The sequence below is a fragment of the Streptomyces zaehneri genome (assembly GCF_032248645.1).
Taxonomy (GTDB): Bacteria; Actinomycetota; Actinomycetes; order Streptomycetales; family Streptomycetaceae; genus Streptomyces; species Streptomyces coriariae.
The window spans coordinates 462,756-478,376 of the sequence record NZ_JASTTJ010000001.1 but is presented as its reverse complement, the minus strand read 5'-3'; the positions used below and the strand labels follow the sequence as shown (position 1 = coordinate 478,376).

Below are 15,621 nucleotides of genomic sequence, written 5' to 3'. Positions count from 1 at the left end.
TCAAGCAGCCTGGGTGCGGCCGGCCAGGAAGACCTTCGCGGTCTCGGCTACGCGCCGCCCCAGGTGTTCCGCCGTCGCCGCGTCGGCCTTGTGGACGGCGTCCGGGCCCTCGTCGACGTTGGTCTGCGCGGCCGCACCCAGGAAGACGCCCAGGCGGTTGAGGTCGTGCTCGGACGCGGTGCTGCTGTTCCAGCCGGGCAGCAGGCCGAGGTTGACCCAGTGCATGCCGAGCTGCGCGGCGAGGATCTGGAAGAACTGCAGCGTGTGCAGCTTGTCGCCGCTCTTGGAGCCGGAGTTGGTGAACCCGGCGGCGAGCTTGTCCTTCCACGCCTGGGTGGCCCAGCGCGCGGAGGTCGCCTCGGCGAAGGCGTGGAAGGCACCGGACGCGGTCCCCATGTAGGTCGGGGAGCCGAAGACGATCGCGTCGGAACCGTCGAGCAGCGTCCACTGCTCCTCGGTGATCTCGTCGACCTTGATCAGGCGCACCTCCGCCCCGGCGTCGGCGGCCCCGGCACGGACGGCCTCGGCGAGTACGGCGGTGTGGCCGTAGCCGGAGTGGTAGGCGACAGCGATAACGGGCGTGGACATGCGGCACTCCTTGAACAGGGCAGGTCGAATGCGGTAACCACAGGAAAGCACTAACTTTTGGTTAGTGCAACCTGCCGGATAGCGCTGCCTTCGAGTACGCTTGACATATGGACGTCACCCAGGAGCGCGCGGAGGACCAGGACCTCCCGTTCGACGTGTTCGCCAAGGCCTGCCCCTCGCGCGGCACGCTGGAGCACGTCACGGGCCGCTGGGGCGGACTCACGCTCGGGGCCCTGTACGAGGGTTCGCTGCGCTTCAACGAGCTGCGCCGCCGGGTGGACGGCGTGAGCGAGAAGATGCTCTCCCAGACGCTGCACGCGCTGGAGCGCGACGGCCTGGTGCACCGCGAGGCCCAGCCGACCAACCCGCCCCGCGTGGACTACGAACTGACGCCGCTGGGACGCGAGCTGGCCGAGCGCCTGCTGTCCCTCATCCACTGCGTGGAGGGGCGCATGAGCGACGTACTGGCCGCCCGCGAGCGCTACGACGGGACGCGCGGCACCTTCTGACACTTCGGGCAGAAGTAGCTGGACCGGTTCATCCACGGGCGCCGGACCATCGGCGTGGCACACCGCTTGCAGGGCAGGCCCTCGCGGCCGTACGCGTCCAGCGACCGGTCGAAGTAGCCGGACTCGCCGTTGACGTTGACATACAGGCTGTCGAAGCTGGTGCCGCCCACGGCGAGCGCCGCGTTCATCACGTCCCGGACATGGCCGAGGAGTTCGAGCGTGCGGGGACGGGTGAGGTTCGCGGTAGGACGGTCGTAGTGCAGACGGGCACGCCACAGCGCCTCGTCCGCGTAGATGTTGCCGACCCCGCTGATCAGCGACTGGTCGAGCAGGGCGCGCTTGATGGTGGTGCGCTTGCGCCGCAGCGCCTGGTGGAACGCCTCGTCGTCGAACAGCGGGTCGAGGGGGTCACGGGCGATGTGCGCGATGACGTCCGGAAGGCCGTCGGGGGTGGTGTCGTGCAGCGACAGTCCGCCGAAGGTGCGCTGGTCGACGAAGCGGAGCTCGGTGTTCACCTCGTCCGCGAAGCGCACCCGGACGCGCAGGTGCTTCTCGTCGGGGGCCTCGTGCGGCTGGACCAGGAGCTGCCCGCTCATGCCGAGGTGGGCGAGCACCGCCTGGTGCGTGTCCGTCAGCGGCAGCCACAGATACTTGCCCCGGCGGCTGGGGGCGCCGATGCGGTGGCCCTTGAGCCGGTGCGCGAAGTCGTCGGAGCCGGCGACATGACGGCGTACGGCACGCGGGTGCAGCACCTCGGCCTCGGCGACCGTGCGATGGGCGACCCACCGCTCCAGACCGCGCCGGACGACCTCGACCTCGGGCAACTCGGGCATGGGATCCCCCGTACGGAGCGCCCGCCTCCCAACGGGGGCGGGCGCTCGTCTCGTACTGCTGTTCTACTTTTCTGCTGTGCCGCTGTTCGTCAGGCGGAGGCGGACTCCGGGTCCGGGCTGCCGTCGGCCGCCGGGACGGCCTCGACGGCCTTCGCCGCCTCGGCACGCTCGTCCGCCGCGGCCCGGATGGACCGCCATGCGGACTCGGCGGCCTGCTGCTCCGCCTCCTTCTTGCTGCGGCCGGTGCCGGTGCCGTACGAGACGCCTCCGACGCGGGCAGCAGCAGTGAAGGTCTTCTCGTGGTCGGGGCCGGTCTCCGTGACCAGGTACTCGGGGACACCGAGGCCTTCGGTCGCGGTGAGCTCCTGGAGACTGGTCTTCCAGTCCAGGCCGGCACCGAGGTTCGAGGACTTCTCGATCAGCGGGTCGAACAGGCGGTGCACCAGTTCGGAGGCCGCGTCGAGGCCCTGATCGAGATAGACCGCACCGATCACCGCTTCGAGGGTGTCGGCGAGGATGGATGCCTTGTCCCGGCCGCCCGTGCCCTCTTCGCCCCGGCCGAGCCGGATGAAGGAGCCCAGGTCGAGGCCACGACCGACCTCCGCCAGCGCACGCGAGTTGACCACCGCGGCCCGCAACTTGGCCAGCTGGCCTTCGGGCAGGTCGGGGTGGGTGCGATACAGCGTGTCCGTGACGACGAGGCCGAGCACGGAGTCCCCGAGGAACTCCAGCCGCTCGTTGGTCGGCAGACCGCCGTTCTCGTATGCGAAGGAACGGTGGGTCAGCGCACGCACCAGAAGGGCGGACTCGAGCTGATAGCCGAGCCGCCCTTCCAGAAGCGTGTGGGACGAGGCCGTGTTCTCCGCCTTTTTCTTGGCGGTCGTGTCCGCCTTGGCGTCAGACATGGAGCCTCTCACCAGCCGCTCAGACCTCGAGAACCTGGCGCTTGTTGTAGGTGCCGCAAGACGGGCACGCAATGTGCTGCAGCTTGGGCTCGTGGCAGCGCTCGCACGCAACCAGGGTGGGGACCGCAGCCTTCCACTGCGACCGGCGGTGGCGCGTGTTGCTGCGCGACATCTTCCGCTTCGGAACAGCCACGGCTACTTCTCCTGCTTCTCGTTGGCGCGCGCCGATCGAGGCGCTTCGCCACTCATCTCGTCCTTCTCGCCGTCTTCGAGTGAACCGGCGAGTCCCTGCAATGCCGCCCAACGGATGTCGGTGGCGTCGTGGTGGTGGTCCGGGTCGTCCGTGAGCCGCGCTCCGCACTCGGAGCACAGGCCCAGACAGTCGTCCTGGCACACCGGCTGCATCGGCAGTGCGAGCACCACCGCATCACGCAGCACGGGTTCGAGGTCGAACAAGCCGTCCTCGATGAAGAGCCTGTCCTCGTCTTCCTCGGCGTCGTCGACCGGCTCCGCTTTGGGGCGGCCCCGGTCGTCGGCGTCAGGGTACGAGAACATCTCCTGGAAGTCCGCTTCGAGCACCAGCTCCAGCGGCTCCAGACACCTTACGCACTCCCCCTCGGCCTGTGCACGGGCGGTGCCTGTGACGAGCACACCTTCCATGACCGACTCGAGTCGGAGATCGAGTTCCACCGGGGCGCCTTCCGGCACTCCGATCACTCCCTGGATCCCGAGATCCCGGGGAGCGTCGAACTCGCGGGTCAGGCGCTGCAGCGCACCAGGACGCCGCCCCAGCTCGTGTGTGTCGAACACGAGAGGCTTGCGGTGGTCGAGGCGGGCGTTCAGGGCCGTTCCTGCTTTCGATCTTCTGAGCTCGGGGGATGCTGCCCTACTACGGTGCTGCGGGCAGCTGTGATCGCGGACGTACACGCGACCGAAGAGCCAGGATACTGGAGCATTCGCCCACAGCCCAATCCGGGGCCTTTTCCCGGGCTGCCCCGGTGCTACAGGCCGCGTTCCTGCTCGAAGGCGCGCAGCTGCTCGGCACTGATCATGCCGGTGTCGAAGAGGCTGGTCTCGTCGAGGGCGTATCCCTGCTGGACCTGCTGCTGGTGTTGCTGCTGGGGCTGCTGCGCTGCCTGGTTCGGGTCGTACGGGGCCTGCTGGGTGTCGTAGCCCTGGACGGGGGCCCCGCCCGATTGAGCGTAGTCAAAAGTGGGGGAATACGGATCGGCCTGCTGCTGGTAGCCGTAGGCATCCTGCTGGCCGTAGCCCTGCTGCTGATAGCCGCCGTAGGGGTCGGTCTGCTGCTGGTAGCCGTAGGCCGGCTGCGGTTCCGGCTGGTCGTACGGCTGCTGGACGGGCTGCGCCGCCGCGGCGTCCTGCTCCGCGAGGGCGGTCAGGTCGGCGAGGTAGTCGGCGTCGGAGGAGTGCTGGAACACCGTGGCGTCGTCGGCGAGGGCGCCGAGGTCGTCCGTGGCGATACGGCCGTGCAGCTTCTGGCGGCCGCGGCCGACCGCGTCCAGGGTCTTGGCGAGGACCGCCTCGAAGGCGCCCAGTTTGGTGTCGACGTAGGCGTCGGCGTCGCGGCGCAGGGTCTCGGGGTCGTGGCTGCGCTCGGGGGCGTCCTCGTCCTCGTAGCCGTGCTCGTCGGTGCCGGGCCCGGTGCCGAGGAGCTTCTCGCGGCCGCGGCCGACGGAGCCGAGCGTCTTGGTGAGGACGACCTCGAAGTTCGCGAGCTTGGAGTCGACGTAGTCGTCGGCCTCGGCGCGGACCTCCTCGGCCTCCTTGCGGGCCTCGGCGAGGATGCGGTCCGCCTCGGACTGCGAGCGGCGGGCGATCTCGGTGTCGGAGATCAGCGAGCCGCGCTCGGCGTGCGCGGTGGAGATGATCCGCTCGGCCTCCTGGCGGGCCTGCTCGACCATCTGCTCACGGCCGCCGATCAACTCCTCGGCCTGGGCGAGGGAGTCGGGAAGGGCCCCGCGCACCTCTTCCAGCAGGGCGAGCAGGTCCGCGCGGTTGACCACACACGAGGCCGACATCGGCATCGACCGGGCACTGGAGACCGCCGTGACGATCTCGTCGAGCTTCTTCTGCACGTCCACCGGTTGCTCGCCACTCTCTGCGCTGTGTTGGAGACGGACGGGACGACTGTACGGCCATGAGGTGTCCGCCGGACACCGGGTGACGAGCCGTCAGCGAACCGGTCCCGGAGTCAGTCCTTCCTGAGCCGTTCGCCCAGTGCTTCCAGGACCAGCGGCGGCACCAGGTGGGAGACGTCGCCGCCCCAGGTGGCGACCTCCTTGACCAGGGAGGAGGAGAGGAAGCTGTACGTGGGGTTGGTCGGCACGAACAGCGTCTCGACGCCCGAGAGGCCGTTGTTCATCTGGGCCATCTGCAGCTCGTAGTCGAAGTCGCTGACCGCCCGCAGGCCCTTGACGATGGCCGGAATCTCGCGCTGCTTGCAGAAGTCGACGAGGAGGCCGTGGAAGGCCTCGACCCGGACGTTGCCGTACTCGGCGGTGACCTGGCGGATCAGGTCGATCCGTTCGTCGATCTCGAACAGGCCCTTCTTGGCCTTGTTGATCATGACCGCGACATAGACCTCGTCGTACAGACGAGAGGCGCGGGAAATGATGTCGAGGTGTCCGTTGGTGATCGGGTCGAACGACCCGGGACAGACGGCACGGCGCACTTGTGGTCCCTCGCTCTCCAGTCCGGTCATCGTGCGTCTTCGCACGTAGAGGCGGCGCGACCGTACCAAAACGTTCCCTCGCCGTAGCGACGGGCCCGAAGTGCCTCGAAGCCGTCCGGCCAGGGGAACTCCCCGCCTCTGGTGCTGCGCTCCACGGTGACGAGGGCATCGGCCGCGAGCCAGCCCCCCGAGCGGAGTGTGAGCAGAATCTCCCGAAGATCGTCGTTCGAGACGGCGTACGGGGGATCGAGGAAGACGAGGTCGTACGGGGCTGTCGGCGGTGTCTGGATGATCTGCTGGGCCTTGCCGGCTCTGACCTCCGCGCCGGGCAGGCCGAGGGCCTTCACGTTCTCCCGGACCGTGCGCGCCGCCCGCGCGTCGGCCTCGACGAGGAGGGTGTGGCCCGCGCCCCGGGAGAGGGCCTCCAGGCCCACGGCGCCGGAGCCCGCGTACAGGTCGAGGACGCGTTCGCCACCGAGGGGGCCGCCCAGCAGGGACTGCCAGGTGGAGAAGAGACCCTCGCGTGCGCGGTCGGAGGTGGGGCGGGTGCCGGTGCCCGGCGGGACCGCCAGGCGACGTCCACCGGCTGCGCCGGCGATCACGCGGGTCATCTCGGGGTCCTTGTTCGGGGGCGGGTACCCGTCCAGTCTGGCAGGCGCAGATGTGCGGGTGCGCTCCGGCGGGAGCGGCCGGGGGCCGTGAAGCGTCGCACCCCGGCGGCGGAGCCGCGCACCGGGGGCGCCCCGCGTCCGGGGCGGCCGGCCTCAGCCCTTGTCCAGGTACTGCTCCCGCTCCTCGTCCAGGAGGGCGTCCAGGGCCGTGCGCAGGCCGGGCAGGGTCTCCAGCTCCGGGTCCGCGGCGACCAGGCGGGCCGCCTCCTCGCGCGCCTGCGCGATCACCTCCTCGTCCTCGATGACCGCGAGTACCCGCAGGCTGGAGCGGGCACCGGACTGGGCCTGGCCCAGGACGTCGCCCTCGCGCCGCTGTTCGAGGTCGATCCGGGAGAGCTCGAAGCCGTCGAGGGTGGCGGCGACGGCGTTGAGGCGCTGGCGGGCCGCGCTCGCCTCCGGCATCTCGGAGACCAGGAGGCACAGTCCCGGCGCCGAGCCCCGGCCGACGCGACCGCGCAGCTGGTGCAGCTGGGAGACGCCGAAGCGGTCGGCATCCATGATCACCATCGCGGTGGCGTTCGGGACGTTGACGCCGACCTCGATGACGGTCGTGGCGACCAGGACGTCGGTGTCGCCCGCGGCGAAACGGCGCATGACGGCGTCCTTGTCGTCGGGGGGCATGCGGCCGTGCAGGACCTCGACCCCGAGGCCGTGCAAGGGCCCCTTGGCGAGCTGGTCGGCGATGTCCAGGACGGCGAGCGGCGGCCGCTTCTCGGCCTCGTCCTCGGGGGACTTCTTCTTGGCGCCGGCCTTCCTCGGGCTCCCCGGTTCGTCGACGTCGTCGCCGATGCGCGGGCAGACCACGTACGCCTGATGGCCGTTGCCGACCTCCTCGCGGACCCGCTCCCAGGCGCGGGCCAGGAAGTGCGGCTTGTCGGCTGCCGGGACGACATGGCTGGCGATCGGCGAGCGGCCGGCCGGGAGCTGGTCGAGGACGGACGTCTCCAGGTCGCCGAAGACGGTCATTGCGACGGTGCGCGGAATGGGCGTGGCCGTCATGACGAGCAGGTGCGGGGGCTGTTTGCCCTTGCCGCGCAGAGCGTCGCGTTGTTCGACGCCGAAGCGGTGCTGTTCGTCGACGACGACCAGCCCGAGGTCGTGGAAGCGGACCTTGTCCTCGATCAGCGCGTGCGTGCCGATCACGATGCCGGCCTCTCCGGTGACGAGGTCGAGCAGTGCCTGCCTGCGGGCGGCCGTGCCCATGGACCCGGTCAGCACCACGACCTTGGTGGCCCGCTCGGATCCGCCGAGCATCCCGCCCTCGGCCAGCTCGCCCATCATCTCGACGACGGAACGGTGGTGCTGCTGGGCGAGGACCTCGGTGGGGGCGAGCATGGCGGCCTGCCCGCCGGCGTCGACCACGGCGAGCATGGCGCGCAGGGCGACCAGGGTCTTGCCCGAACCGACCTCGCCCTGCAGCAGCCGGTGCATCGGATGGTCCGTCGCCAGGTCGTCGAAGATCTCCTTCGAGACCTTCTGCTGGCCTTCGGTGAGGGTGAAGGGGAGCCGGGCGTCGAAGGAGGTCAGCAGGCCGTCGGCGGCGGGCTCGCGGGGAACGGCCGGGAGTTGGGCGTCGGCGTGGCGTCGGCGGGCGAGGGCGACCTGGAGGACGAACGCCTCGTCCCACTTCAGCCGCGCGCGGGCGTCGGCGATGTCCGCCTTGGTGTGGGGGCGGTGGATCTTCAGCAGGGCCTCGGGGAGGGAGACCAGGCCACGGCCGTCGCGCAGCGAGTCCGGGAGGGGGTCGATCACCTCCTGTGCGCTGGGCAGGACGGTCTGGATCGCCTTGCCGATCTTCCAGGACTCCAGTTTCGCGGTGGCGGGGTAGAGCGGGATGAGGGCGCCGGCCCAGGTCTCGACCGATTCCCCGGTGTCGGCCCGCAGCAGTTCGTAGGCCGGATGGGCCAGCTGGAGGCGGCGGTTGAAGACCGAGACCTTGCCCGAGAACATCGCGCGCGTGCCCGGCAGGAGATCCTTGTGGGGTTTGTGGACGCCGCTGCCGAAGAAGACCAGCTGGAGCCGGCCGCTGCCGTCGGTGATGGTCACCTCCAGGCGCTGGCCCTTGCCCCGGGGGGCCTTGGCCGAGGCGAAGCTGTGCAGCCGGGCGTCGGCGACCTGGGCGACCACGGTGACGTGCTCGTCCATGGGGAGGTCGGCGAGGTGGGTGAGCTGGCCGCGCTCCTCGTATCTGCGGGGGTAGTGGTGCAGGAGGTCGCCGACGGTATGCAGGCCGAGGTGCTCGGCCATCACCTTCGCGGTGGCGGGGCCGAGCACTGACTTCAGTGGCTGTTGCAGTGGTTCTTTCAGCGCGGGCACGAGATCCATTGCACACCACGCCACTGACATTGCCGTATACGTGTCCCGAAACCCCTGGTCAGACGGCTCGTTCGGGCTCTAGGATGACGCGCCCCGGCCATCATCCGCGGTCACCGCCCCACCGGGACCGCCCGACCCCGCGCCGTGCTCCTCCCCCAGCCCGCGGCGCTGCAGCGATGGACTCCCAGACCTCACAGTCATCCCAGCCGCCTCATACGTTCCAGGTCGACCTGCGTGGTCTGGTGGACCTGCTGTCCCATCACCTCTACTCGAGCCCCAAGGTCTACCTGCGGGAACTCCTCCAGAACGCCGTGGACGCGATCACCGCCCGGCGGGCCGAGGAGCCCGATGCCCCGGCGCGGGTGCGGCTGTTCGCGGCCGAGGGCCGGCTGCGGGTGGAGGACTCGGGCGTCGGGCTCACCGAGGCCGACGTGCACAGCCTGCTGGCGACGATCGGGCGCAGCTCCAAGCGCGCCGAGGGGCTCCAGGAGGTCCGTTCGGACTTCCTCGGGCAGTTCGGCATCGGGCTGCTGGCCTGTTTCGTGGTGGCCGAACGGATCCGCGTGGTCAGCCGCAGCGCGCGCACGCCGGACGCGCCGCCGGTGGAGTGGACGGCACGCGACGACGGCTCCTACACCGTGCGGACGCTGCCTCACGAGGAGCGCCCCGAGCCTGGTACCACCGTGCATCTGGTGGCGCGGGCCGGTGCCGGCGAGTGGCTCACGCAGGGGCGGGTGCTGGCCCTGGCCCGGGACTTCGGATCGCTGCTGCCCTACGACGTCCGGGTCGGCGAGGAGGCGGTGACCGATCTGCCGGCGCCCTGGAACCGGTCCTACCCCTCCCCCGCCAACCGGCGGGTGGCCCTGGCCCGGCACTGTCACGAGCTGTTCGGCTTCACGCCGTTGGACTCGGTGGAGCTGGACCTTCCGGTGGCGGGGGTCCGCGGGGTGGCGTACGTGCTGCCGTCGGCGGTCAGCCCGGCGCAGCGCGCCGGTCACCGGGTGCACCTCAAGGGAATGCTGCTGACCGAGCGGGGCGAACAGCTGCTGCCCGACTGGGCGTTCTTCGTGCGCTGCGTCCTGGACACCGACAGCCTGCGGCCGACGGCCTCACGGGAGTCGCTGTACGAGGACGAGACGCTGGCGGCGGTCCGGGAGGCGCTGGGGGAACGGATCCGGTCGTGGCTGACGGGTCTGGCGGCCGGTGATCCGAACCGGCTGGCTGCCTTCCTGGAGGTGCACCACCTCGGCGTGAAGTCCCTGGCGCGGCACGACGAGGAGATGCTGCGCACGATGCTGCCGTGGCTGCCCTTCGAGACGACCGACGGACGGCTGTCGCTGGAGGAGTTCGCGCAGCGGCACCCGGTGGTGCACTTCACGCGGACCGTGGAGGAGTACCGGCAGGTCGCGCCGATCGCGTCCGCGCAGGGCGTCGGGGTGGTCAACGGCGGTTACACGTACGACAGCGAGCTGGTCGAGGCGCTGCCGTCGGTGCGGCCGGGGACGGTGGTCGCCGAACTGGACGCCGACACCGTGACCGCCCACCTGGACACCGTCGCCGCGGCCGACGAGCCGGCGCTGGCGGGCTTCCTGGCGGCCGCGCGGGCGAAGCTCGACCCGCTGGGCTGCGATGTCGTCCTGCGGGCCTTTCACCCGTTGTCGGTGCCCGCGCTGCATCTCGACGACCGGGGGGCCCGGCACGAGCAGGCACGCGCGCAGGCCGAGGCGCAGGCCGACGACCTGTGGGCGGGCATTCTGGGCTCGCTGCGCGGGAGCGCCCCGCGCGCGCGTCTGGTGCTCAACCATCTCAACCCGCTGATACGGCGGATCAGTTCGTTGAACGATCCCGAGCTGATCGGCACCGCCACGGAGTCGCTGTACGGGCAGGCGCTGCTGATGGCACAGCGCCCGCTGCGGCCCGCGGACTCGGCGCTGCTGAACCGGGCGTTCATCGGCCTCCTGGAATGGGCCACGCACGGGGAGTCGGCGCCCGGGGAGCCGACCGAGGAACAGGGCGGTCACTGATGAGCGAGATCACGGACTTCGACTCCCTCCGCCGGGCGATGGCGGAGAACGGCGAGCAGCCGGAGGGCCCGGCCCGCAACGCGCGCGCGGAGCAGCTGCTGGTGGAGGCCGAGAGGCTCGGCATCCCGCTCGCCGTGATCGAGGCGCTCGGGCACCAGCTGAAGGTCTACAACTACAGCTCCGAGAAGGCGAAGATGTTCGTCCCGTTCGCGCGGCTGCTGCGCATGTGGGACGAGCGGCCCGAGGACTTCGACGAGTACGAGACGCACTCGCTGCACTGGGTCTTCAAGTGGATGTCGGCCGGCATGCTCGACCAGCCGCACGTACCGCTGGCGTCCGTCGAGAAATGGCTCGGCGAGATGGAGCACCGCTACCGGCTCGCCGGGCACTCCACGCGGGCGGTGCGCAGCGCCGAGTTCAGCGTGGCCGCGCACGTCGGCGACGTGGAGCGGGCGGAGCGGGCGTTCTCCGCGTGGCTGGCCGCGGACCGGGACACCATGGCCGACTGTCACGCGTGCGAGCTGCACGGACAGGGCTGGTGGCAGGCTGAGCGGGGCCGCGACGCGGAGGCGCTCGCGCTGTGGGCGCCGGTCCTGGAGGGCGAGTACACGTGCGCGCACGAGCCGCACACGGTGCTCGCGTCGTCCCTGGTGCCGTTGCTGCGCCTCGGTCGCCCGGAGGAGGCCCGCGCGCACCATCTGCGGGGCTTCCGGCTGGTGCGGTCCATGGAGAGCATGCGGGGCGCCTACGCCGACCACGTCGAGTTCTGCGCGCTGACCGGCAACGAGGCGCGGGGCCTGGAGCTGCTCGCGGAGCGGCCCGCGTACTTCACGGACGAGGGGCATCCGCACAGCAAGCTGGAGTTCCTGAGCGTGGTGGTGCTGCTCATGGAGCGTCTGTCCGAGCTCGGTCTCGCCGGTCAGCGGGTGCCCGGGCCGGCCGGGCGGGAGTGGACGGCGCTGGAACTCGCGGAGCACGCGCGCGCGGAGGCCCTGGCGCTGGCCGCGCGCTTCGACGAGCGCAACGGCACGTCGTACGTCAGCGACCGGGCACGCGCGCGTATGTCCCGGCAGCCCCTGGTGGAACGGCTGCCGCTGGGCGTACGGGCGGCTCGTCCCGCCTCCGCCGTGGCCGCGGCGGCGCCCGGGGCGGCCGCTCCGGCTCCGGCTGCGGAGGCCGTCGAACCTGATCTGGCGGTCCTGCTCGCCGAGGCCCAGCGGCTGTCCGACACGCTCCAGCCGCATGCCGTCGAGGCGTGGGCGCGGGTGGCCCGGCTGGCCGAGGAGGTGGAGGGCGTCGAGCTGGAGGCGCGGCACCGCGCGGAGATCGCCGACCACGAGGCGATAGGTCTCGGTCCCGACGGCGCCGAAGCGTTCGAGCACGCCGCCGAGCTGTACGCGCGGGCGGGCGACCCCGGCGAGGCCCTGGCGGCACGCGCGCGTGCCGCGTACGTCCGTGCGCTGACCGGCGAGATCGACGAGGCGCTGGCGGCGGTCGCCGAGCCGTACGACCGGGTGCTCGCGCTGTACGCCGAGGGCGACACGGCGGTGCCGCAGGCGGCGGGTGTGCTGATGGGCCGGGCGCGGATCCTGATGCGGCGCGTCCACGAGGCCGAGGGGGAGGTCGTCGACGAGGCGGTCCTCGCGGAGGCGGAGGCGGCGGTGCGCGAGCTTCTGGCGCTCGTCGAAGGGCGCGCGGGGACCGACGTACGGCTCGCCGCCCGGGTCGCCGAGGGGCACGCGATGCTGGCGGAGCTGGCGACGCACTCCGGGAACCCGGAGGCGGGCGCGGAGCTGTTCGCGCGGGCCGCGGCGGAGTTCATCGCGACGGGTCTGCCGTGGTTCGCCGTGGAGTACGAGGCCCGGCTGGCCGGTCTCGCCCATCAGCTGGGTGACATGCGGGAGGCCGAGCGGGCCCTGCGGGCGGCCCTGGAGCACGGCGGACCGTATCTGGAGGCGGTCGGCCGGGCCCAGCTGCACCTCCAGCTCGCCGAGGTCGTCGGGGGCCGCGGGGAGGCCGAGGAGGCCGCGGAACACGCCCTGGAGGCGGCGCACTGGGCGGACGAGGCGGGTGCGGGCCCCACGCTCGGCGCGTGGGCGCGGCACCAGCTCGGCGGGTTCCTGGTGCGCCAGGGCCGCTGGGCCGAGGCCGCGGAGGTGCTGGAGTCCGCGCTGGCGGAACTGACCGCCGAGACGCACGGCGACGGCGCGGTCGTCCAGACGCAGTGGTGGCTGGGTGACTGTCTGAGCGAGCTCGGGGAACACCGGGACGCCGCCGAACGCCGGCTCCAGGCCGCCGAGATCGCCCGGCACTGGCCCGAGCAGCACGACCACGCGACCCTCGCCCACCTGGCCGCCGAGTCGCTCGGCCAGGCCGGTCTGCGCACCGAGGCGGACCAGGCCTACGCCCGCGCGGGCGAGCTGTGGCGCGGCCTCGGCAACGTCCACGGGCTCGTCCGCTCGCTGCGCGCCCGCGCGTGGCTCGCCCTGCGCACCGAGGACGGGACGGACGCGGCACGCGACCTGATGACGAGTGCCGTGGAGGAGTGCGCGGACGCGTTCGACACGGCGGACGACGACGAGGCGCGGCTGCGGCTCGTCTCCGAACTCGGCCACACCCACCGCCAGTTCGGTGACCTGCTCGCCCGTTCCGCCGCCGAGGACGCCGACGACGACTCGATCCGGGCGACCCTGGACGAGGCGCTCTCCCAGATGGCCGAGGCCGTCGCGGTGTTCGTCGCCCTGGGCGAGGGCACTGTGCACGCCAGGACCGGCGCGGAGCTGGCCGCGGGCTGGCTGGAGACCGACCTGGGACGCCCCGCGGCTGCGGCGGCACGCGCGCGTGCGGTGCTGCGGGCCTACGCCGATGCCGATGCCGCTGCCGAGGGCGGCCCGGACGCCTACAGCGGCGGCGACGAGGGCGGGAACGGGGCGGACGAGACGGTGCGGGCGCGGCGGGCCGAGGCGGAGCAGTTGTTGCAGGCGGCGGAGGAACAGAAGGATCGTTGAACGACCCGGGCGGACGGTCGTCGGGGACCGCTCGTGACCCGGCCGTCCGCCCGCCTCGCCTCCTGACGCACCCGCACGTCACCACCCGTGCGGCACCCCTACCGCACCCCCTGCGTCACCTCTTCCTCCACCTACTCCACTCCGATCAACACCAGCGCACCCTGCCGTCCTCCGCGGTACACCACCGTGTCCACGGCGAGGTAGGCCTCCCGCACCCGTGCCTCCAGGCGCTCGGCGACACCTTCGGGCGCCTCGTCGCCGAGCACCAGGGTGACGAGTTCGCCGCCCGCAGCCAGCATGCGGTTCAGGACGGTCTCGGCGGCGGTGGTGACGTCGGAGCCGATGACGGCCACGTCGCCGTCGATCAGCCCGAGGACGTCACCGGCCTGGCAGATGCCGGCCATGGTCCACGACTGGCGCTCGGCGACGGTGACCTCGGCGTACCGGGTGGCGCCCGCCGCCGAGGTCATGGAGACCACGTCCTCGTCGAAGCGGCGGTCCGGCTCGTGCACGGCCAGCGCGGCGATCCCCTGGACCGCGGACCGGGTGGGGATCAGCGCCACCCGGATGCCCTCCGTGCGGGCCTGCTCGGCGGCCGCGGCGGCGGTGTGCCGCAGATCGGCGTCGTTGGGCAGCAGCACGACCTCACGCGCGTGTGCCCGTCGTACGGCCTCGACGAGCTCTCCGCTGGCGGGCGGCTCCCCGGGGCGCGCGAGCACGGTGGTCGCGCCCGCCTCGGTGTACAGCCCGGCCAGGCCCTCGCCGGGCACCACGGCGACGACCGCCCGCTGGACGCGCTCGCGCGGCGGACGCTCGCCACCGCGTGTGTGCGCGTCGTCGGCGCCGAAGTGGGTGATGCGGATCCGGTACGGCCGGCCCGCCTCGACGCCCGCCTCCACGGCGGCGCCCGCGTCGTCCACGTGCACGTGCACGTTCCACAGGCCGTCGCCGCCGACCACGACCAGCGAGTCGCCCAGGGCGTCCAACCGCTGCCGCAGCCGCGCCACGGCCGTGTCCTCGGCCTCCAGCAGATAGATCACCTCGAAGGCGGGACCGCCTCCACCGCCCTCGCCGCCCTCGAGGCCCTCGCCGCCCTCGAGGCCCTCGCCGTCCGGCCCGTCGTCGGCGCGGTCCGCCGCCCGCGCGGCCTCCACGCGCCCGTGGGCCGCGGCAGCGGCAGCGGCAGCGGCTGCAGACACGGCGCCCGAGAGCTCCGGCACCTCCCCGGTGAACGTCTCCACCAACGCCGCGAGGACCGCGACCAGCCCCCGGCCGCCCGCGTCCACCACTCCCGCGCGCTCCAGGACGGCCAGCTGGCCCGGGGTGGCGGCGAGCGCCACGCACGCCCCCCGGTAGGCCGCCCTGGCGACCGTCCCGCAGTCCCCCTCGGCTCCCTCCGCCGCGTCGGCGGCGGCCGAGGCGACCGACAGCACGGTGCCCTCGACGGGGTGGGCGACGGCCTGGCGGGCGGAGTCGGCCGCGTGCCGAAGGGCCAGGCCCAGCCCGTCCCCGTCGGTGTGCGGGGTCTCACCCTCGGCGGTGAGCACCTGGGCCATGCCGCGCAGCAGCTGCGCGAGGATCGTCCCCGAGTTCCCGCGCGCCCCGATGAGCGCGCCGTGCGCCATCGCGCGCGCGGCGTCGGCGAGAGAGGGCTTCCCGGCGGGCACGGAGCCGGCACCGGAACCGGCCTCGTGACCGGCGAACACCGCCTCGACGGCGGTCGCCGCGGACTCGACGGTCAGGTAGAGGTTGGTGCCGGTGTCCCCGTCCGCGACCGGATAGACGTTGATCGCGTCGATCTCCTCGCGCGCCCGGCCCAGCGCCGTGAGCGCCAGGCCGCACCAGGTGCGCACCGCGAGAGCATCGAAGAATGTCTGCGGCACCTGCGCCACCTGCGCCTCCTTGGACTGCTGGACTGGACGCAGCGTAGACCCCGGGCAGGTGTCCGCCGGAAAGCGGGCCGGGCAGGAGCGGGCGGGGACCGACCGGGGCGGGGGGCAGGGCCCTGAGCAGCCATGGTAGTTTCGTTGCACTGGCGCAGTCGTTGTATGCTGCTCCGGTTGCCCGATCCGCAT

13 protein-coding genes are annotated in these 15,621 nt (G+C 72.3%); 3 read left to right on the top strand and 10 right to left on the bottom strand.

All coding sequences use genetic code 11. The features are described 5' to 3' along the window. Nucleotides 1–588 carry a flavodoxin family protein gene (locus QQM72_RS02140; RefSeq protein ID WP_314219042.1) on the bottom strand — a complete coding sequence of 196 codons (588 nt, stop codon included), beginning with the start codon at nucleotides 586–588 and terminating at the stop codon, nucleotides 1–3. A 107-nt stretch (nucleotides 589–695) separates the two neighbouring features. On the opposite strand from QQM72_RS02140, the gene QQM72_RS02135 reads away from it, so the two are divergent. Continuing rightward, on the top strand, nucleotides 696–1,097 hold the full coding sequence (locus tag QQM72_RS02135) for a winged helix-turn-helix transcriptional regulator (protein ID WP_314219041.1): 402 nt from the start codon (nucleotides 696–698) through the stop codon (nucleotides 1,095–1,097). Here the strand turns inward: QQM72_RS02135 and mutM are convergent. The 8 genes from mutM to recG form a co-directional block, all read right to left on the bottom strand. Then, the gene (gene mutM, locus QQM72_RS02130) at nucleotides 1,070–1,930 is read right to left on the bottom strand and encodes a bifunctional DNA-formamidopyrimidine glycosylase/DNA-(apurinic or apyrimidinic site) lyase (RefSeq protein ID WP_314219040.1); all 861 of its coding nucleotides are present in this window, start codon (nucleotides 1,928–1,930) and stop codon (nucleotides 1,070–1,072) included. The two genes, QQM72_RS02135 and mutM, sit on opposite strands and share 28 nt — an antisense overlap. Before the next feature lie 89 nt (nucleotides 1,931–2,019). Continuing rightward, the gene (rnc, locus tag QQM72_RS02125) at nucleotides 2,020–2,835 is read right to left on the bottom strand and encodes a ribonuclease III (protein ID WP_054239747.1); all 816 of its coding nucleotides are present in this window, start codon (nucleotides 2,833–2,835) and stop codon (nucleotides 2,020–2,022) included. Between the two features lie 19 nt (nucleotides 2,836–2,854). Further along, nucleotides 2,855–3,028: a 50S ribosomal protein L32 gene (gene rpmF, locus QQM72_RS02120; RefSeq protein WP_007493396.1), complete on the bottom strand. Its 174-nt coding sequence runs from the start codon at nucleotides 3,026–3,028 to the stop codon at nucleotides 2,855–2,857. Nucleotides 3,029–3,030: 2 nt separating this feature from the next. Next, nucleotides 3,031–3,678 carry a YceD family protein gene (locus QQM72_RS02115; RefSeq protein WP_314219166.1) on the bottom strand — a complete coding sequence of 216 codons (648 nt, stop codon included), beginning with the start codon at nucleotides 3,676–3,678 and terminating at the stop codon, nucleotides 3,031–3,033. Between the two features lie 158 nt (nucleotides 3,679–3,836). Then, nucleotides 3,837–4,937 carry an ATP synthase F0 subunit B gene (locus QQM72_RS02110; RefSeq protein ID WP_314219039.1) on the bottom strand — a complete coding sequence of 367 codons (1,101 nt, stop codon included), beginning with the start codon at nucleotides 4,935–4,937 and terminating at the stop codon, nucleotides 3,837–3,839. Between the two features lie 110 nt (nucleotides 4,938–5,047). Continuing rightward, on the bottom strand, nucleotides 5,048–5,527 hold the full coding sequence (gene coaD / locus QQM72_RS02105) for a pantetheine-phosphate adenylyltransferase (protein WP_314219165.1): 480 nt from the start codon (nucleotides 5,525–5,527) through the stop codon (nucleotides 5,048–5,050). 26 nt (nucleotides 5,528–5,553) lie between these two features. Continuing rightward, nucleotides 5,554–6,138: a 16S rRNA (guanine(966)-N(2))-methyltransferase RsmD gene (rsmD, locus tag QQM72_RS02100; RefSeq protein WP_020128733.1), complete on the bottom strand. Its 585-nt coding sequence runs from the start codon at nucleotides 6,136–6,138 to the stop codon at nucleotides 5,554–5,556. A gap of 153 nt (nucleotides 6,139–6,291) precedes the next feature. Further along, nucleotides 6,292–8,523 carry an ATP-dependent DNA helicase RecG gene (gene recG / locus QQM72_RS02095; RefSeq protein WP_314219038.1) on the bottom strand — a complete coding sequence of 744 codons (2,232 nt, stop codon included), beginning with the start codon at nucleotides 8,521–8,523 and terminating at the stop codon, nucleotides 6,292–6,294. A gap of 167 nt (nucleotides 8,524–8,690) precedes the next feature. Here recG and QQM72_RS02090 point away from each other — a divergent pair, with 167 nt between their 5' ends. Further along, nucleotides 8,691–10,538 (top strand): HSP90 family protein, encoded by a 1,848-nt coding sequence (locus QQM72_RS02090; protein ID WP_314219037.1) that lies wholly within the window; start codon nucleotides 8,691–8,693, stop codon nucleotides 10,536–10,538. After that, nucleotides 10,538–13,546: a tetratricopeptide repeat protein gene (locus tag QQM72_RS02085; protein ID WP_314219036.1), complete on the top strand. Its 3,009-nt coding sequence runs from the start codon at nucleotides 10,538–10,540 to the stop codon at nucleotides 13,544–13,546. Before QQM72_RS02090 ends, QQM72_RS02085 begins: the two co-directional genes overlap by 1 nt. Nucleotides 13,547–13,677: 131 nt before the next feature. Here the strand turns inward: QQM72_RS02085 and QQM72_RS02080 are convergent, their stop codons facing one another. Further along, nucleotides 13,678–15,438, bottom strand: a complete 1,761-nt coding sequence (locus QQM72_RS02080) for a DAK2 domain-containing protein (RefSeq protein WP_314219035.1) — start codon at nucleotides 15,436–15,438, stop codon at nucleotides 13,678–13,680. Between the last annotated feature and the right edge of the window lie 183 nt (nucleotides 15,439–15,621).